Origin of the sequence: Mycobacterium sp. 134, assembly GCF_048282715.1 — a bacterium.
Classification (GTDB): domain Bacteria; phylum Actinomycetota; class Actinomycetes; order Mycobacteriales; family Mycobacteriaceae; genus Mycobacterium; species Mycobacterium septicum.
Genome location: NZ_JBLVUN010000008.1, coordinates 5,605,554 through 5,629,821, shown reverse-complemented (window position 1 = coordinate 5,629,821; position 24,268 = coordinate 5,605,554). Strand labels below are relative to the sequence as shown.

Sequence of the window (24,268 nt, the reverse complement as noted above, 5' to 3'; positions counted from 1 at the left end):
CGGTTGTGCGCGTTGCGATCGTTGCAGAGTCCTTCCTCCCGAATGTCAACGGCGTCACCAACTCGGTGCTTCGGGTGATCGAGCATCTCCGCCGCACCGGCCACGAGGTACTCGTCATCGCCCCGGACACTCCGCGGGGTCAGCCGCCCGCCGACCGTGTGTACGACGGTGTGCGGGTGCACCGGGTGCCCTCGCGGATGTTTCCCAAAGTGACCTCACTGCCGCTGGGCGTGCCGCGTTTCCGGATGGTGAACGTGCTGCGCGGCTTCAACCCCGACGTCGTTCATCTCGCATCGCCTGCACTGCTCGGCTGGGGTGGTGTGCATGCCGCCCGCTACCTGGGTGTGCCGACGGTGGCGGTGTTCCAGACCGATGTCGCCGGTTTCGCCGAGAGCTACGGCGTCGGCGTCCTCTCGCGTGCCTCGTGGGCGTGGACGCGCCGCCTGCACAGCAAGGCCGACCGCACCCTGGCCCCGTCCACCTCGGCGATGGAAAACCTTGAAGCCCACCGGATTCCCCGGGTGTTCAAGTGGGGCCGCGGGGTCGACATCACGGGTTTCGCGCCGTCGGCCCGCGATGAGCAGCTGCGCGCGTCGTGGTCTCCCGAGGGCAAGCCGATCGTCGGGTTCGTCGGGCGGCTGGCGCCGGAGAAGCACGTGGAGCGGTTGGCCGCACTCGCCGGGCGGGACGACCTCCAGCTGGTGGTGGTGGGTGACGGCGTGGACCGCGCCAAACTCCGAACAGTCTTGCCCACAGCCGTTTTCACCGGAGAACTGCACGGCCCTGAGCTGGCCGCGGCCTACGCCAGCATGGACGTCTTCGTCCACCCCGGTGAGCACGAGACGTTCTGCCAGGCCGTGCAGGAGGCGATGGCCTCCGGCCTGCCGGTGATCGCTCCCGACGCCGGGGGCCCCAGGGATCTGGTGGCGCCGTACCGCACCGGGCTGTTGCTGCCGGTCGACGAATTCGAGTCCGCCCTGCCCGCTTCCGTGGAACATCTGATCGCCGAGCGGTCGCGCTACTCGGTGGCCGCGCGCCGCAGCGTGCTGAGCCGCACCTGGCCGGCGATCTGCGATGAGCTGATCGGGCACTACGAGGCCGTGCAGGGCCTGCGGCAGTTGCGCGCGGCCTGATCACCCCTCGGACGCAACCGGTTTCAGGAGCGCAGCCACTCCAGCAGATCGGCCATGATCGTCTCGGCCTGGGTGGTCGGCATGCCGTGCGGGAAATCGGGGTAGCTCTTGAGGGTCCCGTTGGGCAGCAACTTCGCCGAGAGCGGACCGGAATCCGCGTACGGCACGATCTGGTCGTCTTCGCCGTGCATCACCAATGACGGCAGGGTGATCTTCTTGAGATCCTCGGTGAAATCCGTCTGGGAGAACGCCACGATGCCGTCGTAGTGGGCCTTGGGATCGCCCATCATGCCCTGGCGCCACCAATTGGCGATGATCGCCTCGCGGGCAGGCTGCGGAGTCTTCTCCTGTTCCCGGTTGAAGCCGTAGAACGGACCTGACGGCAGGGCGCGGTAGAACACCGAGCGGTTGGCTGCCAACTGCGCCTGCAGATCGTCGAACACCGACTTGGGCAGGCCGCCCGGGTTGGCATCGGTCTTGACCATCAGCGGCGGTACCGAACTGATCAGGACCGCATGTGCCGCCCGGTCCAACCCGTGCCGCGCCAGATAGCGCACCAGCTCACCGCCGCCGGTCGAATGCCCGACGTGGATCGCGTCGTGCAGGTCCAGGTGCTGGACCACGGCGGCGAGGTCGTCGGCGTAGTGATCCATGTCGTGGCCGTCGGCCACATGGGAGGAACGCCCGTGACCGCGCCGGTCATGGGCGACGACCCGGTAGCCGTGCTGCAGGAAGAACAGCATGAACGTGTCCCAGTCGTCGGCGGACAACGGCCAGCCGTGGCTGAACACGATCGGCTGGCCCGAGCCCCAGTCCCGGTAGAAAATCTCGACGTTGTCAGAAGTCGTGATCGTGGGCATGTTTTCAACCGTACGCCGGTCAGCGTTGCTGCAGACCGGCTCGCGGAAGAAAAATCAGCCCTGTGCCAGGACCGACACCGGCTGCCACTGCTCCCACGTCGCCAGCCGGCTCTCGTAGTCGGCCTTGGCCAGCTGCAGCGGTAGCTCGCCGAAAAACACTCGCAGCGGCGGGTTTTCGGCGTCGACGATCTTGAGCACCGCTTCGGCCGAGGCCTTGGGATCGCCGGGCTTGGCGCTGCGCTGTGCGCGGGCACGTTGTGCGGCGGCGCGGGCCTCGTCGTAATCCGCAAGCGGGGCAGCATGTCTGGCCGAGGATCCGGCCCAGTCGGTGGAGAACCCGCCCGGCTCGATCAGCGTCACGTGGACACCGAACGGTGCGACTTCGGCGGCCAGCGACTGCGAGAACCCTTCCAGCGCCCACTTGGACGCGTGGTACATGCCGACCAGGGGAAACGCGGTGATGCCGCCGATCGAGGACACCTGGATGATGTGCCCGCTGCCCTGAGCGCGCAGGTAGGGCAGCGCGGCCTGGGTGATCCACAGCGCGCCGAAGACGTTCGTTTCGATCTGGTCGCGGGCGTCGGCCTCGGACAACTCCTCGATGAACCCGAACTGGCCGTAGCCCGCGTTGTTGACGACGATGTCCAGCCGGCCGAACCGGTCGTGGGCCTCTTGCACGGCGGCGAAGTCCGCATCGCGGTCGGTCACGTCCAGCCGGATCGGCAGCAGTGCGTCGCCGTACTTGTCGGCCAGATCGGCCAGAGTCGCGGTGTTGCGCGCGGTGGCGGCCACCTTGTCACCCCGGTCCAGGGCCGCGATCGCCCACTCCCGGCCGAAACCCCTCGATGCACCGGTGATGAACCACACTTTTTCGCTCATGATCAACCCTTCGACTTTTCGTTCCCTGCGGTTCAAGGCGTCGGACGCGGTACCCATTCCCGCACCATCCGACTCGCAGGGAGTCCACAGGCAGTGGCGACGGGGCGCCAGGGTTTCGGTCACTGTCAATGTATTGAGCGCCGCCCGGTAGCGTCAGCACTGTGAGTCGAGCGAGCCTGGAGAAGAACCCCCACGAAGTGGCATCGATGTTCGATGCGGTGGCGCGGCGCTACGACCTGACCAATACGGTGCTGTCGCTCGGGCAGGACCGGTTCTGGCGCCGGCAGACGCGTGCGGCGCTGGGGATCGGCCCCGGCGACAAGGTGCTGGACCTGGCCGCGGGCACCGCGGTGTCGACGGTCGAGTTGGCGACATCGGGTGCCTGGTGTGTGGCCGCCGACTTCTCGGTGGGCATGCTCGCCGCGGGGGCGTCCCGCCCGGTGCCCAAGGTCGGCGCCGACGCCACCCGGCTGCCGTTCGCCGACGGAGTGTTCGACGCGGTCACCATCAGCTTCGGGCTGCGCAACGTGGTCGACCATGTGGCGGGCCTTCGCGAGATGGCCCGGGTGACCCGGCCCGGCGGCCGGCTGGTGGTGTGCGAGTTCTCCACGCCGACCAACGGTGCGTTCGCGACGCTCTACAAGGAGTACCTGATGCAGGCGCTGCCGCGGATGGCCACGGCGGTGTCGAGCAACCCGGACGCCTACGTCTACCTGGCCGAGTCGATCCGGGCCTGGCCGGATCAGGCCGAGCTGGCCCGGCGCATCGGCGAGGCCGGTTGGTCACAAGTCAAGTGGCGCAACCTGACTGGCGGCATCGTAGCCCTGCACGCCGCGACCAAACCGGAGTAGCGCCGACACGGTCGGGCTGACCGGCGACCAGAGCAACTTGGAACGCATCCGCCTCAAGGTCGACGTCCGAATGTGCGGTGGCGCGGACTACTCGATCATCAAGCTGGCGTATCACCTGGTGGCCGTGGGGCGGTAGGCCATCCGGAGCCTCGTCAAATTATTTGACGGGATTCCCGGGGGACTACTCCGCCCGAAGCCCTCGGTCAGTGGTGAGCGTTGGCGACCAGCTTGTCGACGATGGTGGCTGCCTGATCGGCGACCTGATAGCCGCACACCTTGGCCTCGAGCGACATCGCCGACACCACCGACAGGGCGTGCTGGCACGCCCATCCGTCGGTACCGGCCCGCGTGGCGGTCTGTTTGATCAGGTCGCCGTCGACGACGAGATCGCCGATGGTCCAGGTACGTTCGCTGGTCTCTTCGCCGTGCTTCTCGCGGAGCGGGATCGCCGATCCCGCGCAGTCGCGCCACACCTTCTCCGAGATTCGGCGCATGGATTGCGTCTCGCCCTCCGACGCGTAGAGCACGGCCGCCTGCTGTACCCAGTGGCGATGGTCCGAGTCGGGGTCCTGGGCCACCTGGGTGCGTACCGCCGTCCAGTACGTGAACCGATAGTCCATGTCCTCGGCGGGAAAGAGTGCGGCCAGGCACCTTTCGTCGCGAATCTTCCAGAAGTTGTTGTTCATGTCGGCGGTCTTGCTGGTGAACATCAGGTTGTTGGCTCCGACGATCGCCTTGAGGTCCTCGATCGGCAACATGACCTGCTCGAGCTTGTTCTCCTCGGGTGACGGAGTCCTCGTCAGCGCGGTGCCGGACACGATGCTCGTGCAACCGGTGAGGCCGGCCAGTGTTGCTGCGAAAACGATCACACGCCACGTTCGAGTTCTGGGCACCCGGTGATTCTCGCCGACCACGAGTGCGGCCCGTCAACTCTCAGGACAGAACCCGGCTGACCACCGCGAATCGCCGCAGTGAGCGCCGGTCGCGAGCGCTGACCTCGATCCCCGTCAACTCGGCGGCCCGCGGATGCTGCATGGCCCGGATCGCCCGCCGCGGCACCGCCCGCGGCCACCAGTCCGTCGGCGCGAACATCTGACGGCGGAACGGCTCGAAGTGCTCACCCGCGGACAACCGGGTACGGCACTCGTCCTCGAAGTACTCGCAGAACTCGGGCCAGCTCGCCGGCATGGGGCGCGTGGAGATGCCGTAGCGCCGGTACCACGCGCAGCACTCCTGGTAGAGCTGCTCGTGCTCACGCTCATCCAGCTTCCGGATGAAGGTATTGACCATCATCGCAAGGCTTTCCACATAGGTGGCGTGCTGGAAGTGGAAGACCTCGGGGTTCAGCGCGTGGTACTTGTGCCCAGCCGGGTCGCGGCCCTTGACCTCTTCGTGTGCGAACCGGATGTAGGGCCGCATGTCGACGTCGGCGGAGGCGATCCTGATCGCCTGCGTCACCGTGCGTTTGTGGTGCAACCAGACTCGCCGGTGCAGCAGCGCGTGCTGCGAGATCCCGGTGGCGATCGTCGGATGCAGCGACTGCAGGCAGACCGCCCTCGGCAGGATGAACAGGAACCGCCGGTCCCGGAGATACTGCGACAGCAGCGTGTCCGGAACCGATTGGGTGGCCGCCTTGCTCAGATCAGGGCCTTCTTCCGGCGGATCCTACGGCGCAGATCCTTCAACAGCACCGCATAGTTGCCCGTGCGCAGGGACTTCGGCAGGAACCGGTTGACGAACGCCACGAACAGAAAGAGATGCTCGAAGCGGCGCCGGTCGGTCTCCGTCCACTCCAGTTCCATGGCGTCGCGGAACACCGGCGCCAGGAAGCCGATGGTCAAGAACCGCAACAGCGGTGCCAGCATCATCCGCATCGGCCAGTTGATCATCCGCAACTCCACCAGAACCATGAGGTAATCCCGCACGAACGGGGTCATCGCGACACGTTCGCACGCGGTGTTCCAGTACGCGTCGAAGTCGGCCCTGGTGGCCGGCCACATCTCCTCGAGCACCTGCAGCGTGGTGCCGATCGTCATGGCGCTCTGGTAGAAACCTTCGGCCTGCTCCTCGGTCATTGCGCCGTAGAGCAGCTGATGGGTGTCCTCGTAGAAGATGAAAAGGCATGCCGCGACCCACAACTGCAGTTCGCGATTGAACGCGTTGTACTTGACCGGACTGTCCTCGGTGGAGCGGACCTGCCGGTGCGCGACGTTGACCGCCTCGCGATAGGCGTTCTTCTCCTCGTCGGTGCCGAGGATCGCGACGGTCAGGTACTGCGCGGTGGTGCGCAGCCGCTTCCACGGGTGATGCACCAAACTGCCTGATTCCACCCGGCTTTCGGAGACGCCGTAACCGACCTCCGGCCAGCTCATCTGCATGATGACGTTGGCCGCCGCCCCGGCCGCGGACCAGAAGTCCAGGGCGTCGGACAGGTCGACGTCCTTCTTCCTGATCCACCGCGGCACCCGCTGAGTGACGGTGATGCGGGTCTCGGCAGTGGTCAACCGCGGCTCGGCGGCCAGATCCACGTATGTCGCTGGCATGGGGCTCCTCTCGGGGGTGAAACGGCGGGATTACACGGTCTGCACGTCGTCGACGATCCAGTGGTCGCCGCTGCGCACGAGCTTGACCACCATCCGGTACTTCTGATCACTGCCTTGTGGCGCAGTCACATTGGTGACGTGTTGGTCGACGAACGCGACGACCGTCGCGGTGTTGCCGTCGAGCGAGTCGACGACCACGTGATCGGCCGTGGCGGTCGCGACACCCCTGCTGGTCACCACGATGTCGCGAAGCGCCTTGACCATCTCGTCGTACTTGGCGGCGAACCCGGGGGTGGAGTTGGCGACGATGTGCTCGCGGTTGGCGTCCATCTTCTGGTAGTCGAACGCGGCCATCGCCACCAGATAGTCACGCGACATCTGCACGGCCTCGGTGCGCAGCGATTCGTCCTGGCGGTGGTGGTACTCACCGATCGACAACACCACCAGCGCGGCGGTGGCAGCGACGGCCACCAGGGCGAGAAGGCCGGCCAGCAGGCGTCGCCTGAGCCGGCCGGGCGTGACGGTTTCGTCGTCCTCGTTCTCGGCGTCGTCGGCTGTGTCTTCTGCGTCGTCTGCTGCGGGATCCTCCAACGTCAGCACTGATTCACCGTGGTCGTCGACGGAGTCATCTTCGGAAATGCTCACTGCGGGCCACCTTTCAGGATGCTGCGCCATTTGTAGGCGAGCTGGGCCAGGGTCGGGATCTTGACCGGGTCGTTGACCACCTCGGGTCCGATCGGATACCCAGGGGTCTGGGAGTTCTGCAGGCCGAGATCGTTGGGTCGGGGCGCGTTGACCGCGCCCCGCATCAGCATGTCGGGTGCGGGCGGGCAATACATGACCAGGTTGGGTTCCTTCGCGCTGACATCGCCGATGGCCCGGCGGTCGACGTCGTAGTTGCACACCGGACCCTGGGTGGCGATCAACGAGAAATCGGCGCGGGTCTGGCCGGTGGCGTCCACCTTCACGATGGAGGTCAGATCCTGCAGGCCCTTGGGGATCGTCGTGAGCCCCGTCTGCAGCGAGTCGGTGCGGTCCCCGATGATCGGTATGACGGTGGCCAGGTTGGCCAGGGTGGCGCCGAACGTGCCCTGATAGGTGTCCAGAACCCGCTGCAGGCGACTCAGCGCGGCCGGTGAGCGGTCGGTCATGTACAGGAATGCCGGGCCGCTGCCGTCCAGCTGATTGGCCAGACGCGCGCTGGCGCCCATGCCGCGCACGAAGGGATCGCTCTGGCCGGCCATGGTGGTGACCAGTTCCGTGGTGCCGTCGATGAGAGGCTGCAGCTGACCGGTCTGGTTGCGGATGCGGGTGGACATGTCGGATGCGTTGTCGATCAGCATGGCGAGATCGGGGCCCAGCCCGTCGAACGCGTTGGACAGTTCGGTTCCGACCGACTGAACCGCCCGGGTGTCAATACCTTTCACCAGTTGCGCGGTGTCGCCCATGATGCGGTCCATCTGGATCGGTTGCCGGTCTGCCGGTGCGGCGATGGTGTCCCCGGAGGCCAGGTACGGTCCGGCGTCGGACTGCGGCATGATGTCGACGCTCTGAATGCCCGCCGCCGTGCCCATCCCGACCGTCAGGATCGCGTCGCGCGGGATCCGGGTGTCCGGGTCGATCGCCAGCCGCACCATCGCGGTCCCGTCGGGGGTCAGCCACACGTCGTCGACTGTGCCGACCTGCACCCCGCGCACGGTGACGCTGGTCCCAGCGGTCAGGCCGAACGCGTCGGTCATCGTCGCGGTCAGGGTCATCGGCGTCCGGAAGCCTTGCGGCCCGGCCACATAGCGGATTCCGAACGGGATGACCATCGTGGCGATCGCCGCGAAGATCGCCAGCTGAACCACTACCAGGCGTCTCAATTCAGACCTCCCGACAAGAACCCCTCCAGGGCCACGTCCCCGGTGATCGGGGTGCCGTTGACGATCAACCCTCCGGTCAGCAATTTGTCGATGGTGCCCGGAATGTCCAGGGCGCCATCGAACATCAGGTAGTCGCCGTGGACCGAATCGCCGAACTTCTCCAGGAAGGTGTTCATCGAGGTGAGCATCCCGCCGAGCCGGTCGTTGAAGGTGCCCATCATGCCGACGACGGTTCCCGCGTCGGTCACCATGGCGTTCAGGTCGGTCGACGACAGCACGTTGTTGGCCGTGGCGGCCAGTGCGGTGGTCGAGGAGAACAGCGTCTGCAGCTTGGCGCGCTGCACATCGAGCATCGCCACCACCTTGGGTACCGCGTCCAGGTAGCCCGTCACGGTCTTCTGCTCGTGGTCGAACTGGCCGGTGATGTTGGCGGCCAGGCTCATCGCCTGATCGAACTCGCCCTGGTGCTCGGAGGCCTTGGCCGCCAGCAGCGACATCGAGTCGATCAGCCCGCGTACCTTGTCGGCCCGGCCCCCGAACGCCTTGTCCAGTTCGGTGACGATGGTGGCGAGCTGGTCGACACCGCTGCGGGACAACAGCGCCCCGAAGGTGGCCAGCGCACTTTCGATCTGCGGGCCGAGCTCGGTGTGGCTGGGCGGGATCACGTCACCGTCCCGCAGTGCGCGCTGGGGTGCCAGCTGTGCGCTGCTGAGCCGGACGAACGGATTGCCAAGGGCCGAAGGGAGTTCCACGCTGGCGACAGTCCCGGAGTCGAGTCCGTCTGCGTCGGCCAGGCTCAACTGCACCGAGGCTCCCGAGGCGGCCAGGTTCATCCCGCTGACCCGGCCCACCACCTTCTGCCCGTTGCGGACGTCGGCGCCGATGGTGATGCCGTCGGCGGTCGGCAGCACCACCGTGACCGCCATGGTGTCGGTGGGGGAGGTGCGGCCCAGGGGAAGGTCCTGAATTCCGATATCGCTCAACGCCCATACGCCTGCGGCGGCCACGACCACTGCGGAGCCGGTCGAGAGGCGAACCAGGGATCTAGACATGACCGTTCACCTCGGGTACTTCGGGTTCGGCGGCGGGGTGTTGCCGGTGACCGCGGTGACGATGCCCAGCGGGTCCGACCGGCTGATCGGGTAGGAGATCGGATTGGTGATCCCGGCGCCCACACACATGGGCAGCATGTTGCGGTCGCAGAAGTTCTGGGCCGCGGCGAACTGGGTGAGCACCGTGGACACGTTCAGCCGGATCCGGCCGCGCCGGTCCTGGCCGACGGTGTTGGACAGGTTCTGCATCATCAGCGGCACCAGGTCCATGAATTCGGCCAGCTGCGGCTGCTTGGCGGTCAGCACGTCGCCGACGGCGTTCAGGTTGGTCGCGATGGTGCCCAGATCGTCACCGTGCTGGGCGACGAAGGTGTCGACCTGATCGAGTACGACCTTGAGATCGGCCATGGGCTGGGCGATGTCGACGTTGGCGTCGGCCCAGCTGCCGCCGACCTGGCCGAGTTCGTCGACCATCTGATTCAGCGAGACCTGGCGCTGGTTGAACGCGGCCATCAGCGTGCTGAGGTTGTCCACCACGGCGCCGATGTCCTCGGCCCGCGCCCCGAGCACGCCGCTGGCGGCACTGAGGTTGCGCATCGCGGAGTTGAACAGCTTGCCCTGGTCGTGCCACTGCTCGGCGCCGCGGGTCAGCACCGCACCGATGTCGCCCTGTTGCGGGCCGATGGCCGAGGTGAGGGTGCTCAGGCTGCCCAACATGCTGTCGAAGGTGATCGGGGAGTGGCTGTGGTCGGCTCCGATCACATGCCCGTCGGTGAGGGTGGGCCCGGTTCCGCTGTAGGCCGGGCCGAGTTCGACGCTGCGGTCGCTGATCAGTGCGGGGCTCACCACGTAGGCGTCCGGTTCGGCGGGCAGCACGACGTCGTCGGGCAGCGTCATCGTGACCCGCACCGTGGTGCCCTGCGGCGTCACCGCGGTGACGCGTCCCACCGGCACTCCGAGCACGGTGACCTTGCTGCCCGGGTAGATGCCGTTGATGTAGCCGAAGTCGGCGTGCACAGTGCGGGCCCGGTCGGTGCGGCCGAACACATACCAGCCGCCGGCGGCCAGACAGAGGACCACAATGACTGCCATCGCAGCTTTACGGTTCATCGGCACTCCCGCTGAACGTTGAGGAAGCACAACAGGTTGTCGGGCATCACCACGGACGGTGAGTTGACGTCGGCCCAGTTGCCGTTGCCGGTGGAGTTGGTGACCGCCCGGATCGCCGGGGGCATCTTCTGCAGGGTCTGGTCGATCTTGTCCACGTTGGCTTTCAAGGTTCCGGTGACCGCGGTGAGGCCGGCGATCAAACTGCTGAAATCCGTCTGCTTCTCGGTGTAGATCGCGGCCAGGTGCCGCATGATCGCAGTCAGGTTGTGAACGATGTCGGCCAGCGCCTGACGGCGCGCCGCCAGTGAAGACACGATGTACTGCGCGTTGGCCGCGGTATCGGCCAGTGAATCCGTCTGGTGGGACAGCATTTCGGTCATGGACCGGCTGATCCGCAGGATCTCGTCGATCTTGTCGCCGTTGTCGGCGAAGGCCGAACTGGCCGCGCTGATCCCGGCCAGTGCCTGGCCGAGCTCGGTGCTGTTGCCCGGCATGGTCTCGGCCAGGGTGTTCATCATCGCCGTCAACGGCTGCGCCTCGACGTGCTCGGCGGTGTTGGCGGCCTTACGACCCACCTCGTCGAGGCTGTAGGGAACAGTGGTGCGCGACAACGGAATGACGTTGGAGTCCAATCCGTTGATGGTGCCCGCCGGCATCACATCGAGGAAGCGCTTGCCCAGCACGGTCCGCAGCCGCACGGTGACCGTGGTGCGGTTCCCGAGCGCCTGGGCCTTGTCCAGCCGGAAGCCGATGCGAACCCGGTCGCCGGCCAGGGCCACGTCCTCCACCCGCCCGGCAGGCACCCCGGCGACATACACCGGGTCGCCGCCGGACAGTCCGCTGGCATTGGCCAGCTCGGCGATATAGGCGGTGGTCCGTACGTGGTAGACCGCGCGGGGAATCCCGATCGAGACGACCATGATGGCGACCAGGGTGATGGTGCCGATCATGCCCAGTGCCAAGGGGATTGACGGGTTGTGTTTGCGCTGATCCTTGACGAAGAGGAAGATCACCGCGCCGACGAAGAGGTCGATCAGTTTGACGAGGAACATCTACAAGCACACCTCGGAATGTCTGCTGCCGAAGATGTTGGCTTCGTGGCTGCGAATCTTGAGGGTGAAGTTGCACAGGTAGAGGCTGACGAACCCGCCGTAGCTGGAGGTCCGGTTGATCGCGTCGCCGAACTCGGGCAGCCGGGCCAACAGCGTGGTGAACTGCTCGGTGTTGGGCTGCCAGGTCTGCAGCATGGAGTTGAGATTGGTGATGGTGTCTCCGTAGGCGGCGCTGGAGTTGTTGACCGTGTTGGCCAGGGTGGCCAGCACGGCGTTGCCCTGGTCGATGAGCATTTCGAACTGCCGGTCACCGGAGGTCACCGCGGCGCTGAGCCGGTTGAGCCCGTGCAGCATCTGCTCCAGTTGCGGCTGACGGGTGTTCATGGTGCGCATGAGTGCGGACATGTTGTCGATCAGCTGGGTGAAGATCCCGGCGTTGTTGGTCAAACTCGATGTCATGGCGGCGATCTGGGTGAGCAGCGTCGTCAGGGTCTGCGCCTGGCCGCTGAAGGTCTCGACGAATCCCCGCGTGAGGGTGTTGACCTGCTCGGGAGCCAGCGCGTCGAAAAGCGGCTTGAACCCGTTGAGCAGCGCGGTCAGATCCACCGCAGGCGAGGTCTGGGCCAGGGGGATGACGCCGCCGGCGGCCAGCCTGGTCGGCGGTTCGTCGGTGGAGACGTCCATGATGGCGCCGCCCGGGTCGGACAGGGCGACGTAGCGGGCGCCGAGCATGTCGCCGTAGCGCACCGCCGCTGTGACGTTGCCCGTCAGGGTGAAGTCGGAGTTGACCTCGATGTCGACGTCAGCCCGGCTGGTGCCGTCGCCGTTGGGGGCGAACCGGATCGAATCAACCCGGCCGATCCGAATACCGTTCATGGTCACCGGGTTTCCGACGTTGAGGCCCTCGACGCTGGTGAACTGCGCCTGGTAGGTGACGGTGCTACCGCGCACCGGCACCGACAGGGTGTTGATCACCAGCACCGCGCTGAGCACCCCGGCCGTGCCGAAGGCGCCCAGCTTGGCCCACGACTGCCACCGGCCGTTGCGGTTCATGAGACCTGCACCTCCGTGCCGCGCACGAGCGGGCCCAGCATGAGCACCGTGGCGATGTTCGGTTGGGTCGAGGGGGCGCCGGCCGGGGGAACCAGTTCGTCCTGCAGGACCGCCAGCGCATGGGCCTGGCCGTCGGCGTCGATGACGGCCGACGCGGGCGCGGCGCCCGGAACCGCCTCGGCGGGCAGCGGTTCCGTGGGGATCGGCGCCGACTGCGGCAGCCCGGGCCCGGGCGGCAGGAACGAATTCGTGGGCAGGTGCGGGGCCGGGGCGGTGAACGGCGTGACGGGCAGGTCGGCGGCCGGGCGGGCCAGCACGTCCTCGGACTGATCCGGCACTTCACCCGACGGCGCGGATTCGGCGCAGCGGGCGCCCTGGGTGTTCCCGTAGACCGGACAGTCCTGCAGCGAGTACGGCATCGGTCCGGCGAAGGTCGCCACGGCGGTGATGTTGAACTTGCCCGTCGCGAACACCTTGGCGCCGGCCTCACCGAACGACTGTGCGCCGGCCAGGGTGTCGACCAGCCCCAAGGGCTGGGCGGCTGTGGTCGCCATGATCTTCCCGGCCGAGTCGACCACGGTGATCAACTGCTCGCGGTGATCGGACATGAACGAGGTGAGCACCGAGGAGAACCGGGCGAAACCGTCGATGGCCGAGGCGAACTTCTTCTGGTCGTCGACCATCCGGTTGGACACCGACGTCGCCGCCGACAGCGTCGAGATGATGTCGGGGGTCGCGGTGTTCAGCGAGGCCATCACATCCCGGAATTGCGGTGTGGTGTCGAGGAATCGCACCAGCGACGGCGTGAGTACCTGCGCGCTGGCGCTCAGGTTGTCGATCGTGGCGCCCAGTTCGGTGCCGCGGTTGCGCAGCGACTGGCTGATCGCGGTGAGGGCGGTCTGCATGCGTTCGGGCTTGATCTGCGAGAACAGTTCCACGATCTTGGTGAACACGTCGTAGAGCGCCATCGCGTCGGGGCTGTCGTCGATCGCCACGGTGTCACCTGGCTTCAGGCCCGTTGCCGACCGGTTGCCTTGCGGGTCGACGAGTTGCAGATAGATGTCGCCGAAGAAGGTGCGGGGCACGATCCGCGCGACCGCCGAGGACGGGATGATGCCCAGGCTGTCGGTTTCGATCGCCAGCCGGACCCGGGAGGTGCGGGTACCCGACTCGATGTCGGCGATGCGCCCGACGTTGACACCGTGGTAGCGGACCGGCGATCCGCCGGTGATCAGCCCGGCCGACACCGGCACCCCGACGAACACATCCGCGCTGCGGTCCAGATGTCCCGAGGCCCGGGCCACCAGCACGGATGCCACGGCCATCGCCACGGCGGCCGCGGCCAGGCCGCGCAGCGCCAGTTTCGCCCGGCTGGGTTCCGAAGACCTGCGGCGCCTGCCGAAGCGCCTGAGCCCGTTCACATTCCCATCCCGGGGATCTCGGGGACCAGGCCCCACAGCGCGAAGGTCAGCAGCACGTCGAGGATTCCGACCGCGAGGATCGCGGTACGCAGCGCCCGGCCCGCGGCCTGCCCCACCCCGGCGGGACCGCCCGAGGCGAAGTATCCGTAGGTGCAGTGCACCAGCGCCACCACGATCGCGAAGACGACGGCCTTGATCCCGGAGTAGAGCAGGTCTCGCGGGCCGAGGGCCAGATGGAAAAAGTAGTCGTAGGTGCCGGGGGAGGCGCCGTTGAAGATCACCACCACGGTGCGGGTGGACAGGTAGCTCGCCAGCAGTCCGATCATGTAGATCGGGATGACACAGACCACCGAGGCCAGCACGCGGGTGCCGACCAGGTAGGGGATGGAGCGCAGCGCCATGGCGTCGAGCGCGTCGATCTCGTCGGAGATCCGCATGGCCCCGATCTGGGCGGTGAACCCCGTTCCGACCTTGGCGGCCAACGCGATTGCCACCACGACGGGAGCGAGCTCGCGGGTGTTGGCGATCGCGGCGAGCATGCCCGAGAGCGTGTTCATCCCGACCAGGTCCAGTCCGCGCTGGGTCTCGACGCCCAGCATCATGGCCGCGGCCAGCGACATGGCGAACACGATGCCGATGGTCCCGCCGCCGGACAGCAGCGAGCTGGTGCCGAAGGTGACCTCGCCGATCTGGCCGAGGGTGTGCTTGCGGTAGCGCACCAGGGCGTACGGCAGGGACCCCAGGACCTTGGCGTAGAACGTGACGTGCTGGCCGGCGACGGCGAGTGCGTCGTACCCGGCGACGGCGGGCCGCGAAATCCGGTGCAGGGCAGCGCTGCTGGTGATCGCGGTCACCGGTAACTGCCCACGGCCGGAACCACCACGGTGTACAGCGCCGACATCGTGGTGTTGAGGATGAAGACCAGGGCGAAAGCCAGCACCACGGCTTCGTTCACCGCGTTGGCCACGCCGCCGGCCCCGCCCTTGGTGTGCAGGCCCTTGAAGGTGGCCACCAGGGTCGCGGTCAGCCCGAACACCGCCGACTTGATCAGTGCCATAACGAAATCCGACACCTGTCCGTACTGGCTGAAGGTGGCCAGGAACGTTCCGGCGGGCAGGTGCTGCACGCTGATGTGGTACAGGTAGCAGGCCATCACGCCGCCGAAGGTGACGATCGAGCACAGGGCCAGCGCGACGATGACGGCGGCGACCAGGCGGGGCGCGACGAGGCGCTCGATCACGTCCAGGCCCATGACCTCCATCGCATCGATCTCCTCGCGGATGGTGCGTGATCCCAGGTCGGTGCAGATCGCCGAACCGGCCACGCCGGCCATCATCAACGCGCACACCAGGGCCGCGGCCTGGCCGACGATGATGAAGGCCACCACTGCGCCCGAGTAGCCCCCGGCACCGATGCGCCCGGCCAGCTCACCGACCGACACCGCGATGAACACGCCGATGGGCATCATCAGCAGCAGGGCCGGTCCGGTGCACACCCGGCCGATGAACAGGGTCTGCGCGACGACCTCGTCGAGCACCAGGCGCCGGCGGACCACCGCGGTGACGACGCTGACGAGCGCCTGCACCGAGAAGCCGAGCACGTAACCGCCCTGGACCAGGACATCCCGTACGGGGCCCTTGGACGCCGGTAGCTCGTAGGTCATCGAGTTCCTTCCGCGCTGTGTCGTGGCATGCGCGGGGCCGGCCGGTGGCACCGGCTGTGCTGAGCACCGTTTCGACCCCCCGGTCGCCTGTGGAGCATGTCACATTTCATGACGTCACCGCAACAATTAAGTGAATGGCCATTCTCGAGTCGTCGCCCCTGTCTTGTGCGGTCTGTAGTGGTTCAATCCCGGTCGATGTGATCAAGCGATCGGTTCAAGGCGGACTGAATTCAAGTCGGCGTGTCGGGCCTGCTCGTCGGAGAATCGCCATTAACTTAGCGCCCACAGGGGTTGCCGAACTGAGGTGGTGTCGGTATGTCGGGTGGGGTTGGGGAACGTCATATTTCGCGGCGGTCGTTTCTGGCCGGCACTGCCACGGCGGGGGTGGCTGCGGCCGCACTCAGCAGGCCGGGAACCGCGCGCGCGGCGCCGGGATCGACGGTGGCGATATTCGGTGCCGGGGTGGCCGGCCTGACCGCCGCACACGAACTGGCCGAGCGCGGGTACCGCGTCACGGTGTTCGAACGGAAAGCGCTGGGCGGCAAGGCCAGGTCGATCGCGGCGCCGAGCGCGACGGGCAGCCCGCTACCGGCCGAACACGGCTTCCGGTTCTTCCCGGGCTTCTATCGCAACGTCACCGACACCATGCGGCGCATCCCGTTCGCCGGCAACACCTTCGGGGTCTGGCAGAACCTGACCCGGGCCACGTCCTATCTGCACTCGGGGCTGGGGCGGGCGGATCTGACCATCCCGCTACCGTTTCCGATCCCGACGCTGCCCAACCCCATCACGCCGAAGGCCTTCATCGAGTCGGTGGCCGCGGTGTTCCAGACGTTGTTCCGGTTGCCGCCCCTGGAGGCGGTGTACGCCGCGCAGAAACTCGCGGTCTACGTCACCAGTTGCGACGAGCGCAAGCTCGGCCAGTGGGACAACATGACGTGGGAGAAATACATCGGGGCGGACAAGAAGTCGGCCGAGTACAACCGGTATCTGGCCGACGGCATCATCCGCAATCTCGCCGCCTCCAAATCCAAAGACGCCAGCGCCCATTCGATCGGTCTGGTGGGTGAGGCCTCGGTGTGGTCGATCCTGCTGTTGGGCAACGACATCGACAACAAGGGATTCGACCGGGTGCTCAACGGGCCCACCAGCCTGCAGTGGATCGACCCCTGGGTGGCGCACCTGCAGTCACTGGGCGTGACATTCCGGCTCGGGCAGGCGCTGGCCCGGCTGACCCCCAACGGCCGCCATATCGCTTCGGCGACGGTCGTCGACGGCAACGGGGTGGCTCAACCGGTGGTGGCCGACTGGTACATCTCTGCCGTGCCGTGCGAGAAGCTGGCGGCGGTGTTGACGCCCGACGTGATCGCTGCCGATCCCAAGCTGGCCTCGGTGGCCGCGCTGCGCACCGAGTGGATGAACGGCCTGATGTTCTTCCTGCGGGAACGCGTCGACGTCACCAAGGGACACGTGAACTACGTCGACTCCGGGTGGGGGCTCACCTCGATCAGCGAGGCGCAGTTCTGGAAGCGGCCGCTGACGTCGTACGGCGACGGAACCGTCAGGGACTGCCTGTCGGCGATCATCTCGGACTGGAGCACCCCGGGGAACTTCAACCGGCTCAGTGCCCGCCAGTGCACACCACCGCAGATAGCGGCCGAGGCCTGGGCGCAGATCAAGGCCCATCTGAACGACACCAGCATCGTCGTCACGGACCGGATGGTGCACTCGTGGTTCCTCGACCCGTCGATCATCGATTCGGGCACACCCAATGTGCGCAACGACGAGCCGCTGTTCATCCAGGACCCGGGCTCGTGGGCGCGCCGGCCGGAAGCCACCACCGGGATCGACAATCTGTTCCTGGCCGGCGAGTGGATCAAGACCGACCAGAACGTCACGACGATGGAGGGCGCGAACGAGGGCGGCCGTTACGCCGCCAACGGGGTGCTGACGGCGTCGGGCTACCAGGGGCCGAAGGTCAAGATCGTCGAGCTGTTCCAGGCGCCGTGGTGGGGTCCGTTCAAGGCTGCCGACAAGGCGCGGTACCGGGCCAAGCTGCCCAACGCGCTGGACATCGTCGACACCCGCTGGCCAACCTGACCCGCTTAGTGAAAACAATTCCCAATAACCCTACGATGGCCCGGTGGTGTCCACCGGATCAGTACCCGTGCTCGCGGTCGCCGGGCACCTGGGCGCCGGCAAGACCACCTTGCTCAACCACCTGCTGCGCAACAGCCGCGGCGTCCGCATCGGCGCACTGGTCAACGACTTCGGCGCGGTCGACATCGATGCCATGCTGGTGGCGGGTCAGGTCGACGCGATGGCGTCACTGTCCAACGGGTGTATCTGCTGCGCGGTCGACGGCGAGGAAGTCGGCGAGATGCTGGGCAAGCTCGCGGCCGTCAAACCCCGGCTGGATCTCATCGTGGTGGAGGCCAGCGGCGTGGCCGAACCGGCCTCCCTGGCCCGCACCGTCATCACCCTCGATGATTCCCGCTTCCACTACGCCGGCCTGGCCCTTGTCGTCGACGGCCTGCAACCCGACCTGAGCCACGGGCTGCCGGTCGCCGACCTGGTGGTGCTCAACAAGGCGTCCTCGTGCCCCGACGTCGACGGCCTGCTCTCGCGGATCCGCGAGCTCAGCCCTCGGGTTCCGGTGCTGCCCACCGACTTTGCCCGCATCGACCCCGAGATGCTCATCGATCCGCCGCAACGGACGCCGCAGGCCCAGCTGTCCTTCGACGAGCTGCTGCACGACGAGCACGATCATGCCCATCCCGAGTATCAGAGCATCGAGTTCCGCACGGACGCCGCGGTGAACCCACGCTTGTTCATGGAGTTTCTGCGGGATCGCCCGGCTGGGCTCTATCGCGCCAAGGGTTTCGTGGACTTCGGCGCTCAGCGCTTCCTGCTGCAGCTGGTCGGCAGCTCGCTGCGCTTCGAGAAGCGGCGTTCGGGGACCACCGAGTTGGTGCTGATCGGTACCGGGATGGACACGTCGGCGGTGCGGGCCGAGCTGCAGCGGTGCGCCGGTGAGCCGGCCGACGAGAACGCGATGCTCGGGGTGCTCAAGTACGTGGTGTAGGTATCCTGACCGCTCATTCGAGTTCAAGGAGCCGCATTGTTCAAGGTCAACGAGTACTTCGGTGGCGACGTCGCATCGATCGGGTTCACGACGCCGGAGGGACCTGCGACCGTGGGCGTCATGGCGGTCGGCGAGTACGAGTTCGGCACCACCCAGCTCGAGATCATGCGGGTGGTTTCCGGTGCGCTCACCGTCAAGCTGCCCGGCGGCCAGGAATGGGAGACCTTCGCGGCCGGCACCCAGTTCACCGTGCCCGCCGACAGCAAGTTCCAGCTGCGCGTCGAGACCGAGACCGCCTACCTGTGCGAGTACCGCTGAAGCTAGGCCGTGTACCTGCGGAATCTGCTGTGCAGCCGCTGCTTTGACACACCGAGGACTCTGCCGATCTGTGCCCACGACAACCCGGCCCGGCGGCCGGCGAGGATGGCCTGCTCATAGCGAACCTGGGCCCGGGCGAGATCGTCGCGCGCGAGCCCCAGCGCATGAACTCGCGTCCCTACCGAGAGGTCCGGAACGATTTCGGCCGGTTCGTCGGGCACAACGGGTTCGTGGGCGGCGATTTCGCGTTCCAGTTCTTCCTGGGAGCGCCTGAAGAACTCCTTCAGTTCGGGGTCGGTCGCCCACCAGGGTTCGGTCTTGTCTCCCATGGCCGGAGTATGCCGAGGGGTGGGGACATGACTGCGGGATCCCTCGGGTCTCGGCGCGGCAGGTTCCGGGGGGAACTTCGTCAAACTTTTTGACGCTCCGCTGTTCGGGTATGTAGCCGGGCATGCGACGGAGTCCCGGCGCGGTGCGCCGTCAAACTTTTTGACGCCCCGTTATTCGGGTATGTAACCCGGCATGCGACCGATCACCCTGGCCAAGACGGCCACCGCGGCACTGACCACTGCGCTCGTCGGCGGGCTCGCCAGCCGGCCCGCGCAGTCGAGCTGGTACGAGTCCTTGCGCAAGCCGTCGTTTCAGCCTCCGCGACAAGCCTTTCCGATCGTCTGGCCGATCCTGTACGCCGGTATCGCGGTCGTGTCGGCCCGCACGATCGACCGGCTGCGTGCCGACGGCCGTCCGGACGAGGCTCGTGCATACACCGTGGCACTGGCCGGCAACCTCGCGGTCAACGCCGCGTGGTCATGGGTGTTCTTCTCCCGCCGCCAACTCGGGGCCGCGGCCGTCACCGCCGCGGTGCTGACCGGCAGCAGTGCCGATCTGACCCGTCGTGCGGTGCAGGCCCAGGGTGCCCCCGGCGCCATCCTCACGCCGTATCCGCTGTGGTGTGCCTTCGCGACGGCGCTGTCCACCCGGATCTGGATGCTCAACCGCGATTGACGGAGATCAGCTGAACGGCTTGCGCTGATCCAGCCGGCGCGACGCCAGGCCCGCACCCCGCCACACCCGCGCGACCCAGTCGTCGTCCTCTTCGGTGACCAGGTTGCCCATCACCCGCACGGCGATGTTCATCACGAACGACGAGCGGACCGCGAGCGGGCCGGAGGCCGGCAGGAACCGGGGCAGCGTGAGCAGCAGGGCCAGCCTTCGGGCGATCGAGAACCCCTGGGCGTAGTGGTCCTGCAGCAGTGCGGGCCAGGCATGTGAATAGTCGCCGGAGCCCAGCAGTTCGGCCGCCAGCCGGCCGGTTTCCAGTCCGTAGTCGATGCCTTCACCGTTGAGCGGGTTGATGCAGGCCGCCGCGTCGCCGACCAGCATCCAGTTGGGCCCGGCCACGCCGGACACCGCGCCGCCCATCGGCAACAGCGCCGACAGTGCGGCCCGTGGCTCCCCGGAGAATCCCCACTCCTCGCGGCGCAGCTGGGTGTAGTACGACAGCAGCGGCCGCAGGGCGGCGTTGGCGGGGCGCTTGGCCGTCGCCAGGGCGCCCACACCGATGTTCACCTCGCCGTTGCCCAGCGGGAAGATCCAGCCGTAGCCCGGCAGCACCTGGCCTTCGGGGGAGCGCAGCTCCAGATGTGAGGTGATCCACGGCTCGTTGGCGCGCGGTGTGGCGATGTAGCCGCGGATGGCGGTGCCGTAGACGGTTTCCTTGTGCCACGTGCGGCCCAGCACGCGGCCCAGAGTGGAACGGGCTCCGTCGGCCACGATCAGATGGTTGCAGCCGATGGTGGCGCCGTCGTCGAGCTGGACGGATTCGACCCGCCCGCGGGAGTCGTATTCGACCCCAACGACTTTGGCGCCCAAGCGCATCTTGGCGCCGTCGTCGGCGGCGACCGAGCGGATCCGGTCGTCGAGTTCGGTGCGCGGGACCGCACTTCCGGTGGACGGAAACGACGGACCGGGCCAGCGCACCTCGACGTCGGCGCCGAATCCCGACATCCGCAGGCCGTGGTGCCGGATCCGGGTGTCGAGCCACGGGCCCATGCCGAGCCGTTCCAACTCGGCAACCGCGCGCGGCGTCAGTCCGTCGCCGCAGGACTTGTCCCGCGGGAACTGCGCCGCGTCGACCACCTGCACGTCACGACCGGCTCGAGCCGCCCACGCGGCAGCCGCCGACCCGGCCGGTCCCGCGCCGACGACGACCACGTCTGCCTGGGTATATCCCCGGGTCGCTGCGCTCCTGCCCGCCGGTGCATCCATGTCCCCCAGTATGTTGGACGAATGAGGACACCAGCGACTGTGGTGGCAGGCGTTGATTTCGGGGACGCGGCGTTCGCCGCCGACGTCCGGGACAGCGTCGCCAGGATCGAACAACTGATGTCCGATGAGCTGGGCAAAGCCGACGAGCTCATGGCAGAAGCTGTCCAACACCTGTTCCAGGCCGGCGGGAAACGGTTCCGCCCGCTGTTCACCGTGCTCTCGGCGTCCCTGGGCCCCCGGCCCGACGATCCTGAGGTCGCGATCGCCGGTGCGGTCATCGAGCTGGTGCACCTGGCCACGCTGTATCACGACGACGTGATGGACGAGGCCCAGATGCGGCGCGGGGCACCGAGCGCCAACGCCCGGTGGGGCAACAACATCGCCATCCTGGCCGGCGACTACCTGTTCGCCACCGCCTCGCGGCTGGTTTCGCTGCTCGGACCCGACGCGGTCCGTGTGATTGCAGACACATTCGCCCAGCTGGTGACCGGCCAGATGCGCGAGACCCGCGGTGCGGCCGAGCATGTCGACTCCGTCGACCATTACCTCAAGGTGGTCTACGAGAAGACCGCATGCCTGATCGCCGCCTCGGGCCGGTTCGGTGCCACGTTCTCGGGCGCCGACGCCGACCAGATCGACCGGCTGCACCGGCTGGGCGGCATCGTGGGCACCGCCTTCCAGATCTCCGACGACATCATCGACATCGACAGCGATCCCGACGAATCGGGCAAGGTCCCGGGCACTGACCTGCGCGAGGGCGTGCACACCCTGCCGGTGTTGTACGCGCTGCGCGAGTCGGGCCCGGATTCCGAGCGCTTGCAGGAGTTGCTGGCCGGTCCGGTCGAGCGCGACGAGGACGTCGCCGAGGCGCTGACGCTGCTGCGGAGATCGGCCGGTATGGCGCGCGCCAAGGAGACGGTGGCCGAGTACGCGGCGCAGGCGCGCGAGGAGTTGGCGGGCCTTCCGGCGGGGCCGGGGCGTGACGCGCTGGCCACTCTCGTGGATTACACGGTCAATCGTCACGGCTGATTCCGGAACCACTGACGGTAACTGAGCGTTTAATCAGCGATGGTTGCCGAGTAGTTGCCTAGGAGGAAACCGCGATGACGTGGAACCCGCACGCGAACCGGATCAAGACATTCTTCCTGCTGGTCGGAATGTCGGCGTTCATCGTGTTCGTCGGTTCGTTGTTCGGCCGCAACGTGATGTACCTGGCCGTGCTGTTCGCCGTCGGCATGAACGCCTACGTGTACTTCAACAGCGACAAGATGGCGCTGCGCGCGATGCACGCCCAGCCGATCACCGAGGTGCAGGCGCCCGAGATCTACCGGATTGTGCGGGAGTTGGCCACCACGGCGCATCAGCCGATGCCGCGCCTGTACATCTCCGACACCGCCAACCCGAATGCGTTCGCCACCGGCCGGAATCCGCGCAACGCCGCGGTGTGCTGTACCACGGGCATCCTGCAGCTGCTCAACGAGCGTGAACTGCGAGCGGTTCTCGGCCATGAGCTCTCGCACGTCTACAACCGCGACATCCTGATCTCATGTGTGGCAGGTGCGATGGCGTCGGTGATCACCGCCCTGGCCAACATGGCCATGTTCGCCGGAATGTTCGGCGGCAACCGTGAGGGCAGCAATCCGATTGCCATGCTTCTGGTTTCGCTGCTGGGTCCCATCGCGGCCACCGTGGTGCGGCTGGCGGTGTCGCGCTCGCGGGAATACCAGGCCGATCAGTCCGGTGCCGAATTGACCGGTGACCCACTGGCATTGGCCTCGGCCCTGCGCAAGATCTCCGGTGGGGTCGAGGCGGCGCCGCTGCCCCCGCAGCCCCAGCTGGCCGACCAGGCGCATCTGATGATCGCCAGCCCGTTCCGGGCCGGCGAGCGCATCGGCAAGCTGTTCTCGACGCACCCGCCGATCGGCGACCGGATCCGCCGCCTGGAGGACATGGCCGGCCGCGGCCCCGGCCACTACTGATCCCTTCGCGTTTCGCTGCGTCCATTTCGCGGACGCTCGGCAAGTGGTTCCTCGCGGGATGTAGCGGTGCGGACAGGTCGAATTCACGCCCTGAGGATCGTCCGGTGGCGTTTAATTGACGCACTCGGTCGCCTCTCGGGAGGAAATTCGATGACCTGGCATCCGACCCGCAACACGATCAAAACGTTTGTCCTGCTGATCGGCATGTCAGCGCTGATCGTGTTCATCGGCGGGCTGTTCACGAATGCGACGGGTTCGCGCATCTATCTGTGGATCTCGGTGTTGATGGCCGTCGGCATGAATGTGTACACGTATTTCAACAGCGACAAGCTGGCCCTCAAGGCGATGCGCGCGCAGCCCATCACCGAGCAGCAGGCGCCCGAAATCTACAAGATAGTTCGGGAGTTGGCGACCACGGCCAATCAGCCGATGCCGCGCCTGTACATCTCCGATACCGCCAACCCGAATGCGTTCGCCACCGGCCGGAATCCGCGCAACGCCGCGGTGTGTTGTACCACGGGCATCCTGCAGCTCCTCGACGAACGTGAATTGCGTGCGGTTTTGGGTCACGAGCTCTCACACGTCTACAACCGCGACATCCTGATCTCGTGTGTGGCCGGTGCATTGGCGTCGGTGATCACCGGGCTGGCCCACATGGCCATGTTCGCTGGGATGTCTGGCGGCAGTCGTCAGGGCGGTGGTGTCAATCCGATTGCCCTGCTGTTGGTTTCGTTACTGGGCCCCATCGCGGCGACGGTGGTGCGGTTGGCGGTGTCACGGTCGCGGGAGTATCAGGCCGACGAGTCAGGTGCTGAGCTGTCCGGGGATCCGCTGGCTTTGGCTTCGGCGTTGCGCAAGATCTCCGGTGGGGTGGAGGCGGCTCCGCTGCCGCCACAGCCTCAGTTGGCCGATCAGGCGCATCTGATGATCGCCAGCCCGTTCGGTTCCGGTCAGCGGATCGGCAAGTTGTTCTCGACGCACCCGCCGATCGCCGACCGGGTCCGCCGGCTCGAGGACATGGCCGGCCGGGACGGATCACCCCGCGGCGCTCACTGACCCGGCTCCTTCTGCACCGCGAGCGACCGCGCAAGTACGCCGATCTCGGTGTGTCGGCGTACAAACACGGTCGCTCGCAG

25 protein-coding genes are annotated in these 24,268 nt (G+C 67.0%); 9 read left to right on the top strand and 16 right to left on the bottom strand.

Annotated features, from left to right (window positions below; translation table 11 throughout):
- Positions 1 to 5 precede the first annotated feature (5 nt).
- On the top strand, positions 6 to 1,133 hold the full coding sequence (locus ACNQVK_RS31770) for a glycosyltransferase family 4 protein (protein ID WP_418032683.1): 1,128 nt from the start codon (positions 6 to 8) through the stop codon (positions 1,131 to 1,133).
- A gap of 23 nt (positions 1,134 to 1,156) precedes the next feature.
- Here ACNQVK_RS31770 and ACNQVK_RS31765 read toward each other — a convergent pair whose 3' ends face one another.
- Both ACNQVK_RS31765 and ACNQVK_RS31760 read right to left on the bottom strand, forming a co-directional pair.
- Positions 1,157 to 1,993, bottom strand: coding sequence for an alpha/beta fold hydrolase (locus tag ACNQVK_RS31765; protein ID WP_418032682.1), 837 nt, complete (start codon positions 1,991 to 1,993; stop codon positions 1,157 to 1,159).
- 54 nt (positions 1,994 to 2,047) lie between these two features.
- On the bottom strand, positions 2,048 to 2,872 hold the full coding sequence (locus ACNQVK_RS31760) for an SDR family oxidoreductase (RefSeq protein ID WP_418032681.1): 825 nt from the start codon (positions 2,870 to 2,872) through the stop codon (positions 2,048 to 2,050).
- Between the two features lie 161 nt (positions 2,873 to 3,033).
- Here ACNQVK_RS31760 and ACNQVK_RS31755 point away from each other — a divergent pair, with 161 nt between their 5' ends.
- Positions 3,034 to 3,723, top strand: a complete 690-nt coding sequence (locus ACNQVK_RS31755) for a demethylmenaquinone methyltransferase (protein ID WP_418032680.1) — start codon at positions 3,034 to 3,036, stop codon at positions 3,721 to 3,723.
- A gap of 203 nt (positions 3,724 to 3,926) precedes the next feature.
- On the opposite strand, the gene ACNQVK_RS31750 is transcribed toward ACNQVK_RS31755, so the two are convergent.
- From ACNQVK_RS31750 to ACNQVK_RS31695, 12 genes are all read right to left on the bottom strand, one after another.
- Positions 3,927 to 4,592, bottom strand: a complete 666-nt coding sequence (locus ACNQVK_RS31750) for a sensor domain-containing protein (protein WP_418032679.1) — start codon at positions 4,590 to 4,592, stop codon at positions 3,927 to 3,929.
- A 64-nt stretch (positions 4,593 to 4,656) separates the two neighbouring features.
- On the bottom strand, positions 4,657 to 5,325 hold the full coding sequence (locus tag ACNQVK_RS31745) for an oxygenase MpaB family protein (RefSeq protein WP_418034449.1): 669 nt from the start codon (positions 5,323 to 5,325) through the stop codon (positions 4,657 to 4,659).
- A gap of 35 nt (positions 5,326 to 5,360) precedes the next feature.
- Positions 5,361 to 6,266 (bottom strand): oxygenase MpaB family protein, encoded by a 906-nt coding sequence (locus ACNQVK_RS31740; protein ID WP_418032678.1) that lies wholly within the window; start codon positions 6,264 to 6,266, stop codon positions 5,361 to 5,363.
- 30 nt (positions 6,267 to 6,296) lie between these two features.
- Entirely contained in the window at positions 6,297 to 6,911 is a 615-nt protein-coding gene (locus ACNQVK_RS31735; RefSeq protein ID WP_418032677.1) for a mce associated protein mas1a, read from the bottom strand.
- Positions 6,908 to 8,131 (bottom strand): MlaD family protein, encoded by a 1,224-nt coding sequence (locus ACNQVK_RS31730; RefSeq protein ID WP_418032676.1) that lies wholly within the window; start codon positions 8,129 to 8,131, stop codon positions 6,908 to 6,910. The genes ACNQVK_RS31735 and ACNQVK_RS31730 overlap by 4 nt, the downstream gene beginning before the upstream one ends.
- Positions 8,128 to 9,183 (bottom strand): MlaD family protein, encoded by a 1,056-nt coding sequence (locus ACNQVK_RS31725; RefSeq protein WP_418032675.1) that lies wholly within the window; start codon positions 9,181 to 9,183, stop codon positions 8,128 to 8,130. Before ACNQVK_RS31725 ends, ACNQVK_RS31730 begins: the two co-directional genes overlap by 4 nt.
- A 6-nt stretch (positions 9,184 to 9,189) precedes the next feature.
- A complete protein-coding gene (locus ACNQVK_RS31720) occupies positions 9,190 to 10,293 on the bottom strand; it encodes an MCE family protein (RefSeq protein WP_418032674.1) in 1,104 nt (367 codons plus the stop codon).
- Entirely contained in the window at positions 10,290 to 11,345 is a 1,056-nt protein-coding gene (locus ACNQVK_RS31715; RefSeq protein WP_418032673.1) for an MCE family protein, read from the bottom strand. Before ACNQVK_RS31715 ends, ACNQVK_RS31720 begins: the two co-directional genes overlap by 4 nt.
- Positions 11,346 to 12,398, bottom strand: a complete 1,053-nt coding sequence (locus tag ACNQVK_RS31710; RefSeq protein ID WP_418032672.1) for an MCE family protein — start codon at positions 12,396 to 12,398, stop codon at positions 11,346 to 11,348.
- Entirely contained in the window at positions 12,395 to 13,819 is a 1,425-nt protein-coding gene (locus ACNQVK_RS31705; protein WP_418032671.1) for an MCE family protein, read from the bottom strand. The genes ACNQVK_RS31710 and ACNQVK_RS31705 overlap by 4 nt, the downstream gene beginning before the upstream one ends.
- Entirely contained in the window at positions 13,816 to 14,646 is an 831-nt protein-coding gene (locus ACNQVK_RS31700) for an MlaE family ABC transporter permease (protein WP_064886839.1), read from the bottom strand. The genes ACNQVK_RS31705 and ACNQVK_RS31700 overlap by 4 nt, the downstream gene beginning before the upstream one ends.
- Positions 14,647 to 14,669: 23 nt before the next feature.
- A complete protein-coding gene (locus ACNQVK_RS31695; protein ID WP_044515820.1) occupies positions 14,670 to 15,482 on the bottom strand; it encodes an MlaE family ABC transporter permease in 813 nt (270 codons plus the stop codon).
- Between the two features lie 315 nt (positions 15,483 to 15,797).
- On the opposite strand from ACNQVK_RS31695, the gene ACNQVK_RS31690 reads away from it, so the two are divergent.
- From ACNQVK_RS31690 to ACNQVK_RS31680, 3 genes are read left to right on the top strand one after another with little or no spacing between them, the layout of a single operon-like run.
- A complete protein-coding gene (locus ACNQVK_RS31690) occupies positions 15,798 to 17,582 on the top strand; it encodes a hydroxysqualene dehydroxylase (RefSeq protein ID WP_418032670.1) in 1,785 nt (594 codons plus the stop codon).
- A gap of 46 nt (positions 17,583 to 17,628) precedes the next feature.
- A complete protein-coding gene (locus tag ACNQVK_RS31685) occupies positions 17,629 to 18,567 on the top strand; it encodes a CobW family GTP-binding protein (RefSeq protein WP_418034447.1) in 939 nt (312 codons plus the stop codon).
- Between the two features lie 36 nt (positions 18,568 to 18,603).
- The gene (locus ACNQVK_RS31680) at positions 18,604 to 18,885 is read left to right on the top strand and encodes a pyrimidine/purine nucleoside phosphorylase (protein ID WP_418032669.1); all 282 of its coding nucleotides are present in this window, start codon (positions 18,604 to 18,606) and stop codon (positions 18,883 to 18,885) included.
- Positions 18,886 to 18,887: 2 nt separating this feature from the next.
- Here the strand turns inward: ACNQVK_RS31680 and ACNQVK_RS31675 are convergent, their stop codons facing one another.
- Positions 18,888 to 19,214 (bottom strand): hypothetical protein, encoded by a 327-nt coding sequence (locus ACNQVK_RS31675; RefSeq protein WP_418032668.1) that lies wholly within the window; start codon positions 19,212 to 19,214, stop codon positions 18,888 to 18,890.
- A gap of 193 nt (positions 19,215 to 19,407) precedes the next feature.
- Here ACNQVK_RS31675 and ACNQVK_RS31670 point away from each other — a divergent pair, with 193 nt between their 5' ends.
- Entirely contained in the window at positions 19,408 to 19,890 is a 483-nt protein-coding gene (locus ACNQVK_RS31670; protein ID WP_418032667.1) for a TspO/MBR family protein, read from the top strand.
- Positions 19,891 to 19,896: 6 nt separating this feature from the next.
- Here ACNQVK_RS31670 and menJ read toward each other — a convergent pair whose 3' ends face one another.
- Entirely contained in the window at positions 19,897 to 21,153 is a 1,257-nt protein-coding gene (menJ, locus tag ACNQVK_RS31665) for a menaquinone reductase (RefSeq protein ID WP_418032666.1), read from the bottom strand.
- 21 nt (positions 21,154 to 21,174) lie between these two features.
- On the opposite strand from menJ, the gene grcC1 reads away from it, so the two are divergent.
- The 3 genes from grcC1 (at position 21,175) to htpX (ACNQVK_RS31650) (ending at position 24,188) form a co-directional block, all read left to right on the top strand.
- Positions 21,175 to 22,182, top strand: coding sequence for a nonaprenyl/(2E,6E)-farnesyl/geranylgeranyl diphosphat synthase (grcC1, locus tag ACNQVK_RS31660; protein WP_167333291.1), 1,008 nt, complete (start codon positions 21,175 to 21,177; stop codon positions 22,180 to 22,182).
- A 74-nt stretch (positions 22,183 to 22,256) separates the two neighbouring features.
- Positions 22,257 to 23,132 carry a zinc metalloprotease HtpX gene (gene htpX / locus ACNQVK_RS31655; protein ID WP_418032665.1) on the top strand — a complete coding sequence of 292 codons (876 nt, stop codon included), beginning with the start codon at positions 22,257 to 22,259 and terminating at the stop codon, positions 23,130 to 23,132.
- 150 nt (positions 23,133 to 23,282) lie between these two features.
- Complete coding sequence (gene htpX / locus ACNQVK_RS31650) at positions 23,283 to 24,188, top strand: zinc metalloprotease HtpX (protein ID WP_418032664.1); 906 nt, start codon at positions 23,283 to 23,285, stop codon at positions 24,186 to 24,188.
- The last annotated feature ends 80 nt before the right edge of the window (positions 24,189 to 24,268 follow it).

Bases quoted from the DNA above. Each gene is read 5' to 3' on its own strand.
- ACNQVK_RS31670 (WP_418032667.1), top strand. From the start codon at position 19,408: ATGCGACCGATCACCCTGGCCAAGACGGCCACCGCGGCACTGACCACT.
- htpX (WP_418032664.1), top strand. From the start codon at position 23,283: ATGACCTGGCATCCGACCCGCAACACGATCAAAACGTTTGTCCTGCTG.
- grcC1 (WP_167333291.1), top strand. From the start codon at position 21,175: ATGAGGACACCAGCGACTGTGGTGGCAGGCGTTGATTTCGGGGACGCG.
- ACNQVK_RS31715 (WP_418032673.1), bottom strand. From the start codon at position 11,345: ATGTTCCTCGTCAAACTGATCGACCTCTTCGTCGGCGCGGTGATCTTC.
- ACNQVK_RS31720 (WP_418032674.1), bottom strand. From the start codon at position 10,293: ATGAACCGTAAAGCTGCGATGGCAGTCATTGTGGTCCTCTGTCTGGCC.
- ACNQVK_RS31740 (WP_418032678.1), bottom strand. From the start codon at position 6,266: ATGCCAGCGACATACGTGGATCTGGCCGCCGAGCCGCGGTTGACCACT.
- htpX (WP_418032665.1), top strand. From the start codon at position 22,257: ATGACGTGGAACCCGCACGCGAACCGGATCAAGACATTCTTCCTGCTG.
- ACNQVK_RS31760 (WP_418032681.1), bottom strand. From the start codon at position 2,872: ATGAGCGAAAAAGTGTGGTTCATCACCGGTGCATCGAGGGGTTTCGGC.
- ACNQVK_RS31765 (WP_418032682.1), bottom strand. From the start codon at position 1,993: ATGCCCACGATCACGACTTCTGACAACGTCGAGATTTTCTACCGGGAC.
- ACNQVK_RS31675 (WP_418032668.1), bottom strand. From the start codon at position 19,214: ATGGGAGACAAGACCGAACCCTGGTGGGCGACCGACCCCGAACTGAAG.
- ACNQVK_RS31725 (WP_418032675.1), bottom strand. From the start codon at position 9,183: ATGTCTAGATCCCTGGTTCGCCTCTCGACCGGCTCCGCAGTGGTCGTG.
- menJ (WP_418032666.1), bottom strand. From the start codon at position 21,153: ATGGATGCACCGGCGGGCAGGAGCGCAGCGACCCGGGGATATACCCAG.
- ACNQVK_RS31695 (WP_044515820.1), bottom strand. From the start codon at position 15,482: ATGACCTACGAGCTACCGGCGTCCAAGGGCCCCGTACGGGATGTCCTG.
- ACNQVK_RS31690 (WP_418032670.1), top strand. From the start codon at position 15,798: ATGTCGGGTGGGGTTGGGGAACGTCATATTTCGCGGCGGTCGTTTCTG.
- ACNQVK_RS31710 (WP_418032672.1), bottom strand. From the start codon at position 12,398: ATGAACCGCAACGGCCGGTGGCAGTCGTGGGCCAAGCTGGGCGCCTTC.